The sequence below is a fragment of the Sphingobacterium sp. T2 genome (assembly GCF_000814685.1).
Lineage (GTDB): Bacteria > Bacteroidota > Bacteroidia > Sphingobacteriales > Sphingobacteriaceae > Sphingobacterium > Sphingobacterium thermophilum.
This window is the reverse complement of the sequence record NZ_JXAC01000070.1, coordinates 1-10,890: the sequence shown is the minus strand read 5'-3', so window position 1 is coordinate 10,890 and position 10,890 is coordinate 1. Positions and strand designations below refer to the sequence as shown.

The window sequence follows — 10,890 nt, the reverse complement described above, 5'->3', positions numbered from 1 at the left end:
CGATTGGGTTCGGAAGGGAGAAGCACGGCGACATCCATATTGTCTTATGTCATTATAGAATACCTTAATGCAGCAAGGTGGAAAAGTACAAGATACAAAAACTTTTAAGTTTTACCGACAACAGACAAGATGCTTCTCTTCAAGCTGGGCATTTTAATGATTTTTATACCACAATTAGATTGCGTTCGACCTTATTTCATGCAATAAAAAATCAGGAGAAACCTATTGAAATTCATGAAATTCCAGAATCTTTATACAAAACACTTGACTTAAGAGAATCTGATTATGCTCTATATCCTTCCAATGATCCGGATTTCCCGGATGAAAGGAATATTGAAGCTCTCAAGCATTTATTACTTTACAGAACGCTACAAGATTTAAAGAGAGGTTGGCGATATACATTACCTAACTTAGAACAAGCAGCTTTATTAGAAATTGATTATAAAAATCTTGAAAAATTAGCTTCACTTGATGACCGATTTAAGGACATTGAATTTTTGAATACAGCTTCAGTTAAAGAGAGATACACTTTTATCAAAAATATCTTAGATTATTTCAGAACCAACTTCGCATTTGAACATAGATTTTTCAATGATATTGCTAATATCGAAACTCTAATGCGAGATCGATTAAATCCCAATTCTTTATGGTCATTAGATACTAATGAAAAATTGGATAGATCTGCCGAGATGGTGTTTACAATTCCCAAAAAACGTCCTTATGGTAAATATTTAGTTTCATTGGGTGTTCGTTCTAATTTAGGAAAATACATCAATAGAGTTAGACAAGAGCACGGCTTTTCAAAGTTGAAAAAAGACGAGTATGAATCATACTTATGTGAAATATTAAGTAAATTAAGCCCTGTTGGAATTGTAGCAATTCAGGACAATAAGAGTGATTTGACATCTTATAAATTATTAGCAGACCATATCCTTTGGAAGAAAGGAAATGAAGAATATGTAAGTTTCGATGAAACTCGACTCAATGTTTCAGATGAAAATCTAAAAATTAGACCGAACCTCTTTTTCCAAAAATTATACAAAACAGATTTTAAATCTTTCTCTAAAGAGTTAATTGCAAAAGAACACACAGGGCAAATTGGCGCACAGCAAAGAATAGAAAGAGAGGAAGCATTTAGAAAAGGAGAGATATCAACCTTATATTGTTCTCCTACTATGGAGCTAGGTATTGATATAGCCAACCTTAATATAGTACATATGCGCAATGTACCGCCTAATGCGGCTAATTACGCACAACGAAGTGGTCGTGCTGGTCGTGGTGGACAAACCGCATTGGTATTTACCTATTGTTCTACGATGTCACCACACGATGTCAACTACTTTAAAAATGCTGCAGAAATGGTTGCAGGATCAGTGCAGCCTCCTAAAATAGATTTGCTCAATGAAGAATTGATTCTTTCTCATCTCAATTCATTTGTATTGATGAATTTGGAAATTTCTGAAATGACAACTTCAGTTGCTGATGTTTTAGATTTAAGTAATGAGCAAGATATATTCGTTAAAAATGATATCTTCGAACGCATCATACTAAATATAAACCAGTTTAAAAGTCAGTTTGCAAAAGATTTTAAGAAAGTAATAGAAAGTATTAGTGCAGACTTAGCTAAAAGTGAATGGTTTACAGATCAATGGATTGAAAAACAAGTCGAAACTTTCCCTGACCGATTTGTTGCCGCATTCCACAGATGGATTCGTATGTTCCAAAATGCGTGTACTGCTCGAAATAAAGCTCAAGCCATCTTGGATAACCATACCTATAAGGCTGATAGTGAAGAAAGGAAAAACGCAACCAGACAAGAGCGTTTTGCGAGAAATCAAATAGCTGTTCTTAAAAACGAAGAACAAAAGAATTCGAGCAATTCCGAATTCTATGTGTTCCGATATTTAGCTGCTGAAGGTTTCTTACCGGGTTATAATTTCACAAGATTGCCCACCAGAGCTATATTAGGTAAATCCTATAAGGATGATGTAGAAGTTATCTCGAGACCTAGATCCTTAGCTTTAGCAGAATTCGGTCCATTGAATACTATTTATCATTCAGGAAGTAAATTCCGTATCAACAGAATGGTAGTATCGGATTTGGATAATCAATTGGAGAAATTAAAAGTATCAAAACATACAGGTTATGCCTTTTTTAATGAGGAAGCCGAAGTGGCAAATGTAGATCCTATTTCACAAAAATCATTACAAGGAGATGCATTCGAAATTTACACGAATGTGGTTGAGTTTTCCGAATGTGAAGGAGCTCCAATTCAAAAAATATCTTGTATTGAAGAGGAACGTAGTCGTTCGGGATACGAAATTCATTCATACTTTAATTTCCCCAAAGGCATTGAGCATTCAGAATCGGTGGTTTTAAAAGTAGGCGGAGAAAAGATCCTTCAACTGTATTTTAGTAAAACAGCCAATTTGTTCAAGGTTAATAAAAAAGCAAAACGCTCGAAAGAGGATCGTTTTAAAATTGACCAAAGAAATGGTGCTTGGATTCAACAAAAACAAATTAGAGAAAAATCCGGATTTAATAGAGCATACCAAAGATATAATGCTGTACACTAAGGATACTGCTGACGTACTTTATTTACAACCTTTGGGAAATCTAGGAGCCAATCCAGACCAAATCATCACCTTAAGTTATGCACTGAAACGAGCAACTGAAAAATTATTCTTGGTAGAAGAAAGTGAAATTGCTGTAAGCATTATTGGCGATCAGGAAAAGCCGAATATTCTCATTCACGAAGCTTCTGAAGGCTCATTGGGAATTCTATCTCAATTGATTAATAACCCTCCTAAAATGAAAGAATGGTTTGAGGCGGCTTATGAAATCATTCATTACGACCCTCAAACAAAGAGAAGAAACAGAGCTTGGTAAATCTTTGCCTAGAGCTTCCTATCAGGATTTGTTGAGTTATTATAACCAAATTCATCATCAGATTATCGATAGACGCAGCGTAAGGGAAATTATTGAAAAATTAATGGATTGCGACATTGAAGTGGTACAAGGGACTAACAATGACCGTGACGAACATTACAAATATCTCTTAGGAGCTTACGATAAAAATAGTAGTACAGAATTCAAGTTTCTAAAATATCTCTACGATAATGATTATGCATTGCCGGATATGGCCCAGCAAAATTTAACCGATTATTATATCAGTGCTGACTTTGTGTATAAAAATAATGGCAATCATGTGTTCATATTTGTAGATGGTTCGGTGCACGATAAGCAGGAAGTGTCTGCCGATGACTTGAACAAAAGAACCATACTTAAAAATGCAGGCTATGATGTCATCGTTTGGCGATATGATGAACCATTAGAGGAATTAGTGCAGAGAAGAAAAGATATTTTTAGAAAAGTTAAATAAGCGAAAGAAATACTATGAATAAGTTTACACCAGGTAACTTAATAACATATAGAAATCGTGATTGGATGGTACTGCCTTCTGATAACGATCAATTATTAAAAATAAAACCGTTGGGTGGTTCCGATGAGGAAACCACTGCGGTCTTTTTGCCTTTGGCGATTGGTGATGAAGAAGTAAAAAAAGCCACCTTTTCGGAACCTACTGCTGATGATATTGGCAACTACGAAACGGCCAAATTGCTTTACAATGCCTCTCGTTTATCCTTGAGAAATGCCGCAGGGCCGTTTAGGTGTATGGGTAAATTATCCTTTAGACCTCGACCTTATCAAATGGTGCCTTTAGTAATGGCACTAAAACAAAATGTTACTCGTCTTTTGATAGCAGATGATGTAGGTATTGGTAAAACAGTTGAAGCTTTGTTGATTATTAAGGAATTAATCGAGCGAGGAGAAGTTAAACGTTTTGCTGTGATTTGTCCGCCACATTTGTGTGAACAATGGCAGCAAGAGTTAAAAGATAAATTAGATATCGATGCGGAAATCGTCCGTTCCAGCACCGCTTCGCGATTAGATAGAATGATTGCCGATGATCGTTCGGTATTTTATCATATTCCTTATCAGGTGATTTCGATTGATTATATCAAAACGGATAAACGAAGAGGAATTTTCTTGAATGATTGCCCCGAATTGGTCATTGTGGATGAAGCACATACGGCAACACGACCAGCCGGTACAAAAGGTAGAAATCAACAGCAGCGTTATGACTTGATTCACGATATCGCTAAAAATAAAGACAGACATTTGGTTTTACTTACTGCAACCCCTCACAGTGGTAAAGATTCTGAGTTTACCTCTTTATTAGGTTTATTAAAACCAGAATTTGAAAACTTGGATTTTGAGCATTTAGACCCATCCCAAAGACGTAAAATTGCTCAATACTTTATCCAGCGTAAACGTGAGAATATCAAACGTTGGTTGAATGAAGACACGGTTTTCCCTGAAAGAGATTCCAAAGAAATCGGTATTCAGTTATCCGAAAAAACAAAGGCTTTTTATAATCAGTTAGTAGCTTTTGCAAGAGGTATTTCAACTGTAGAAACCGATAATGAAAACACCAAACTCCTTCGTTCTTGGGCGGCGATTGCTTTAATAAAAGGGGCAATGTCGAGCCCGGCCATGGCCATTGAAATGTTGCAAAACAGATACGCCAAATTACAAGGCGAAGAAGAGTTTTCAAGTCTTGGTGAGGATGCTATTGAAAATACGTTGTTTGAAGAAAGTGAATTCGGTGTGGATTTTTCCAGAGGGGATTTACTCAATGCCGTAGATTATAAAGAAAATGAACAGTATCAAATTGCTCAATTATTAAAATCCGCAGAAGCCTTATCTCAAAATCCAGCAGAAGATATCAAACTCAAACATACCATCGATTTGGTGAAAAAATGGTTGGGTCAAGGATTCCAACCAATTGTTTTCTGCCATTATATCGCTACCGCTAAATATGTAGAGAAATACTTAAAAGAAAACCTATCCAAATCAGTTTTGGTGCAAGCCATTACTTCCGAGTTGGCCGATGAGCAACGTAAGGAAGAAATAGAGCGAATGGGGGCATTTGAGAAAAGAGTGCTCATCGCTACCGACTGTTTGTCGGAAGGGATTAACCTCCAAGAACATTTCAATGCGGTCTTACACTACGATTTACCTTGGAATCCGAACCGTATTGAGCAAAGGGAAGGTCGTGTGGACCGTTATGGACAAACTGCTCCCGAAATCAAAACTTATATGCTGTATGGAGACAACAACCCGATGGATAAATTTATCCTCGAAGTGTTGATTCGTAAAGTGCGGGATATCAAACGTTCTATTGGTGTAAGTATTCCCATTGGAGAAAATAACAAATCCTTGATGACGGAATTAACCAATAAAATCCTTCGTACAGAAAGTGAAGCAGAGCAGTTAACCCTATTTGCGGCCGATGCAAAGAAAATTGAGAGTGAATTGGAAGCAGCACGTCGTAAAGGGGAAAATATACGTACCATTTTTGCCCACGAAGCGGTAGATGCGGAGACGATTAAAAAAGATTTGCAAGAAGTGGATGAAGCGATAGGTGATTTACAAACGGTGGAATCCTTTGTGATTTACGGTCTTCAAATTTTAGGGGCTGCAATAGAAAAGAAAACCGAAGGTTATCGGGTACAAGTCACCAATTTACCGGCTCATTTGAAAGCTGCTTTAGTTTCGGAAGTCGATTTGAATAAAGGAAAATTAGAAGCTTATATTTCCTTCAAATCGCCTACACAGAAAGGGTACAAATACATTGGACGTAACCATCGTTTTGTAGAGCAATTATGCCATTTCATTATCAGCAATGCTTTCGATAAAGAATCGGGTAATCCTTATAACATTGCCAGATCTTCTGTTATTCGTACAGAAAATGTACATCAGCGTACAGTGATGGTGATGTTTAGGGTCCGTAATGTGGTAAAAGAAGTGCGTTCCAAACAAGAATCTGTTGCGGAGGAAATGTACTTATGGGCGTATCGAAATACAGAATCGGGTGTCGAGACCATTCCGTTTCAAGAGGCTAAAACATTGTTGATGGAAGCCATTCCACTTACCAACGAATCCAAAGAAAGTCAACAACAACAGATTCAAGAAGAATTAAATGGTTTTGCAGATAAGAAAGATATTTTCATTGAAATAGCGACCGAACGAGCCGATAAACTGGTGGAAGCACACGGACGATTCAAAGCATTAATCGGTGGTAGAAGCTACGAAAAGTCAACGCCGGTATTGCCACCGGATGTGATGGGTGTATATATCTTGTTACCTAAACCAAAAGCTTTGTTCTAAACTATGAAATTAACGACAATCAATATACAAGGGAATATTTTCACCAGCGAGATTTTAGAAAAAATCCGTCAGGACGATATTCGTTTTCAGTCTCCAAAAGATTTTGGATTAAAACCTGCTGAGCAGGTTCGTGACGAAATCAACAATGCTTGGAGCTTAATCAATACACATTGGCAAATCTTTAAACAAAAAAGAAGCAGTCTTTCGCCCAATGATACCGGAACGTCCGAAACACGTAAATATTGGATACTTCCTTTATTGGCTCAACTGGGGTATGAAGTTAATTTAGCTAGTGCAGAAATGGTCAATGAAAAATCCTATGCCATTTCGCATCGTGCTACTAATAAAGACGGCTTCCCGATTCATATTGTAGGTTGCGAGCAATCTTTGGATAAAAAGGCCGAATTTGGGGTACGACTATCGCCACACGCTTTGGTGCAGGAATACATCAATTCTACCGAACATATTTACGGTTTTGTTACCAATGGTTTTTATTTCCGTGTGCTAAGAGATGCCACTCGTTTGTCTCGTTTGAGTTATTTGGAGTTCAACTTGGAGCAAATGCTCGAAGAAGGACATTATGCGGAGTTTGCCTTATTCTATCGTTTGTTGCACGCTTCTCGTATCAACGACAAAAAAGAAGAAGCCAAAGATTCGATTTTAGAATTTTACCATAACGAAGCCTTGGCATCGGGTTCCCGTATTCGTGAGCGTTTGAGTGCAGCGGTAGAAAATTCTATCCTGCATTTAGCCAATGGTCTTTTAGCACAACCTGAAAACACGGCGTTACGTGATGCTTTTGAAAACGATCGGTTAAAAGCCAAGGATTATTATATCCACATTTTGCGTTCGGTGTATCGTATTTTGTTTTTGTTGGTGATAGAAGAGCGAAATCTCATTTACAAAGAAAACCTCACCGAGGAAGAACGAAAACTGAATGATATTTATTACCAATATTATAGCATTCAGCGATTGACCTATTTAGTGAGCAAAGCCATTTATATCGATCCGAAGAAAACCGATTTATGGCAGTCTTTACTCACCACATTCCGTTTGTTTGAAGATGCCAAATTTGGTAAAGCCTTAGGAGTAGATGCTTTAGGTTCGGGAATTTTTGACAGCAATGCCATCAGTAGTTTACAAGGAACGCTTTTGAATAACGAAACTGTATTGAAAGTTTTCCGTTTCTTAGTGACGTTTGAGAATGAAAACAAACAAACGGTGCGTGTCAACTATGCTGATTTGGATGTAGAAGAATTTGGTTCGGTTTACGAAGGATTATTGGAATATGAGCCTGTGGTGGAAAATGCCACGTTCCGATTTAAAAAAGGCGATGACCGTTCTTCTTCGGGTTCACATTATACGCCTGAAGAATTGGTGAAACCACTGATTACCCATTCTTTGGATAATATTATTGCCGATAAATTAAAAGAAGCCGATCCCGAAAAAGCCTTATTGAGCATTACAGTTTGTGATGTGGCTTGTGGTTCGGGACATATTTTATTGGCAGCGGCACGACGTATTGGTTTTGAATTAGCTAAAGTACGAAGCGGTGAAGACCAACCAACGCCATCGGTTTTGCGTGTCGCAATACGCGATGTTATACGCCATTGTATCTACGGGGTGGATTTAAATCCTTTGGCGGTAGAACTATGTAAAGTAGCTCTTTGGCTGGAAGCTCACGAACCGGGTGAGCCTTTGAACTTCTTAGACCACCGTATCAAAAACGGGAATGCCATTGTAGGATTGGCTCATTACGAAGAACTGCAAAACGGTATTGCCACAGAAGCCTTTAAAGCGTTGCCGGGTGATGATAAAGACATTGCCAATGCTTTTCGCAAGCGTAACGAGATGGAGCGCAAAAAAGGTTTATCCGAATTGTTTAACCTCGCCGAGGTGGACGAGGATTTAAGTGGTTTGCAAAAAGCCTTTATCGACTTTGCCCAAATGCCAGAGTATACTCCTGCCCAGATTGAAACCAAAGTGAAAGCTTACGAAGCCTTAACCCAAGGAAAGAAATGGTTTCGCATTAAGCAATTGGCAGACCTGCAGGTGGCACAATTCTTTATCCCAAAAACCGAAGGCAATAAAGAAAAGTTAACTACCCACGCGAAATACAAAAACTACCTAGACAACGGCACACAAATCTTAGACCGAGGAGCCAGTTTGGCTGTAGCGGAAGACAAGAAATTCTTCCATTGGTTTTTAGAATATCCTGAAGTGTTCCAAAAAGGTGGTTTTGATTGTATTCTGGGGAATCCGCCATTTTTGGGTGGGCAAAAGTTAAGTGGTAAATATGGTTCCGATTTCTTGGAATACGTAAAGTATACTTACAAACCAATTGGAGCTGTGGATTTGGTAACGTACTTCTTTAGAAGAATTTATGACATAATCAAACCTGGAGGTTTCCAATCATTGATATCAACGAATACGATTGCACAGGGCAATGCAAGGAAGGTGGCTTGGATGTGATATGCAATAAAGGAGGTGTAATAAACCACGCTGTTCGTTCAATGAAATGGCCAGGCGTAGCAGCAGTAGAGGTTTCCCTTGTTTCGATATACAAAGGGAAGTGGAATGGTCCATTTATTTTGGATGGTAAATCGGTGGAAAGTAATTACACCATATTTATSMTGAGAVGTCTCAGGAAAACCATATAATCTATTAGTTAATCAAAATAAAAGTTTCGTTGGTAGTTATGTATTGGGTAAAGGTTTTATACTGTCTCCAGAAGAAGCTCAAAATTTGATAGAAAAAGATCCGAGAAACAAAGAAGTGCTCTTCCCGTATTTAAATGGAGATGACCTTAACAATAGTCCTACACAGTCGCCCTCAAGGTGAGTTATTAATTTTTTTGACTGGCCGGAAGAAAAAGCCAGAACCTATCCAGATTGTTTTAAAATAGTTGAGGAGAAAGTTAAGCCTGAAAGAATGAAGGTTGATGAGGCAAAAAATTCTTGGAATAGATCTGTAAAAACAAAATGGTGGCAATTTGGAGCTTGGAGAAAGGGTTTAGATGAGACAATAACTAATTCAGGCTTAGAACAGGTAATTGCAATAGCACAAGTAAGTAAAACACTTGCTTTTACATTTGTACCAAGCAATATGGTTATCTCAATGATGTGTATAGTTTTTGCATATGATGATTACTTCCATTTTGGTTCTTTTGCAAAATTCTCTACATCATTTATGGGTGAGAAAATACGCTTCTGCTTTAAAGTCCGATACGAGATATACTCCATCAGATGTTTTTGAAACATTCCCTTTTCCGGATGTTCAAGGATTGTTGCAAGTTAAAATTTCAAAAATTTCTTATGATTATTTTAAATTAAGACAAGATATTATGGTGTTGGCCAACATTGGTCTTACCAAATTATATAATTTATATCACGATTCCCTGTTAGGTTTAGAAAATATACAATGGCTTCAAAATCATTTGAGGGTTATGGATAAACTTAATATCTATGACCATGTAGTTGACTTAATAAAAGAATTAAGAGCAAAGCAGGAAGAATTAGACAGATTAATAATAGAATCCTATGGTTGGACTGACATTGAAATAAATTTGGGATTTTACAAAACAGAAAATGAAAATACAATAATTAGATTTGATATACATCCTAAAGTCAAAAATGAAATACTCAAGCGATTGTTATTACTTAATCAAGCAAGACATAAAGCCGAAAAAGGGGAGCATCTGTCCACAAACTCCCCTAAAAGGTTAAGAAAAAAGGATAACAATAATTCTAGCAACTTATTATTTTAAAAGTTAGAGAACAAATCATTTACATTTGAGTCTATAGTTTTCTTAGGTGCTTTCTTTTTTAGTAAAGAGAGCGCCTTATTTTGTTCTTCTGAATATATAGACTTATTCAGTATGAGTAAACGTTTTAGAATTTCCCTCCTAACTGGAGGGTGTACAGTGTAACGAGTCCGATCGCTTTCAGGCAGAATGTCTAAATCATAAAAGTTATGGTTCAGTGAAAGGTCATTCCAACCTAATATATTTCCTATTTCATTATCAATATCGGAGTGTAATTGCCTTAGTTCTTCAATTTCTTCCTGAAGAGATACATCAAAATTTAGATTTTTGTTATGGAAAAGATTATACAAATCTGTCAATCCAATTTTGAGCTTACTGGTTAACTCAACCCTTTTCTGATGTAATAAGTTTCCCAAATTATCAAGTTTGCTAGTTTTCGAAATTGAAATTAGCGGGAAACTTTCAAAGGAATTCGATGCAGAATATCTTAATGTACTGCTACCCATAGTAGAACTAAATGCCCATGCCCAAATATCGTGAAATGAGGAGTTCAATAGAGCAAATTCGGAGTAAGTACCAAATGAAAAGACGATTGTCGCTTCCGAAAATATTATATTGCTAGGACACAAGGATACTAGTAGGTATTTTGAATGCCGATTTAAGACCATTACCTGTTCTAAGCCTGAATTAGTTATTGTCTCATCTAAACCCTTTCTCCAAGCCTCCAAATTGCCACCATTTTGTTTTTACAGATCTATTCCAAGAATTTTTTGCCTCATCAACTTCATTTCTTTCAGGCTTAACTTTCTCCTCAACTWAWTTTAAACAATCTGGATAGGTTCTGCTTTTCTCCTGACAGTCAAAAAATTATACTCACCTTGAGGCGACTGTGT

Annotated in this window: 7 protein-coding genes; 6 read left to right on the top strand and 1 reads right to left on the bottom strand. The window is 37.1% G+C overall.

Going from position 1 to position 10,890, the window contains the following annotated elements; genetic code table 11:
* Nucleotides 1-77: 77 nt before the first annotated feature.
* From SD31_RS05535 to SD31_RS15060, 6 genes are all read left to right on the top strand, one after another.
* Complete coding sequence (locus SD31_RS05535; protein WP_039053404.1) at nt 78-2,576, top strand: helicase-related protein; 2,499 nt, start codon at nt 78-80, stop codon at nt 2,574-2,576.
* On the top strand, nt 2,563-2,889 hold the full coding sequence (locus SD31_RS05530; protein WP_039053403.1) for a DUF1998 domain-containing protein: 327 nt from the start codon (nt 2,563-2,565) through the stop codon (nt 2,887-2,889). Before SD31_RS05535 ends, SD31_RS05530 begins: the two co-directional genes overlap by 14 nt.
* A gap of 4 nt (nt 2,890-2,893) precedes the next feature.
* Nucleotides 2,894-3,382 carry a DUF559 domain-containing protein gene (locus SD31_RS05525; RefSeq protein WP_231561211.1) on the top strand — a complete coding sequence of 163 codons (489 nt, stop codon included), beginning with the start codon at nt 2,894-2,896 and terminating at the stop codon, nt 3,380-3,382.
* A 14-nt stretch (nt 3,383-3,396) separates the two neighbouring features.
* Nucleotides 3,397-6,234, top strand: coding sequence for a helicase-related protein (locus tag SD31_RS05520; protein ID WP_039053401.1), 2,838 nt, complete (start codon nt 3,397-3,399; stop codon nt 6,232-6,234).
* Nucleotides 6,235-6,237: 3 nt separating this feature from the next.
* The gene (locus SD31_RS05515) at nt 6,238-8,706 is read left to right on the top strand and encodes an Eco57I restriction-modification methylase domain-containing protein (protein ID WP_052258693.1); all 2,469 of its coding nucleotides are present in this window, start codon (nt 6,238-6,240) and stop codon (nt 8,704-8,706) included.
* Nucleotides 8,707-9,373: 667 nt separating this feature from the next.
* Nucleotides 9,374-10,000, top strand: coding sequence for a hypothetical protein (locus SD31_RS15060; protein WP_156138223.1), 627 nt, complete (start codon nt 9,374-9,376; stop codon nt 9,998-10,000).
* Here the strand turns inward: SD31_RS15060 and SD31_RS16495 are convergent.
* The gene (locus tag SD31_RS16495; RefSeq protein WP_156138222.1) at nt 9,997-10,413 is read right to left on the bottom strand and encodes a hypothetical protein; all 417 of its coding nucleotides are present in this window, start codon (nt 10,411-10,413) and stop codon (nt 9,997-9,999) included. The two genes, SD31_RS15060 and SD31_RS16495, sit on opposite strands and share 4 nt — an antisense overlap.
* Between the last annotated feature and the right edge of the window lie 477 nt (nt 10,414-10,890).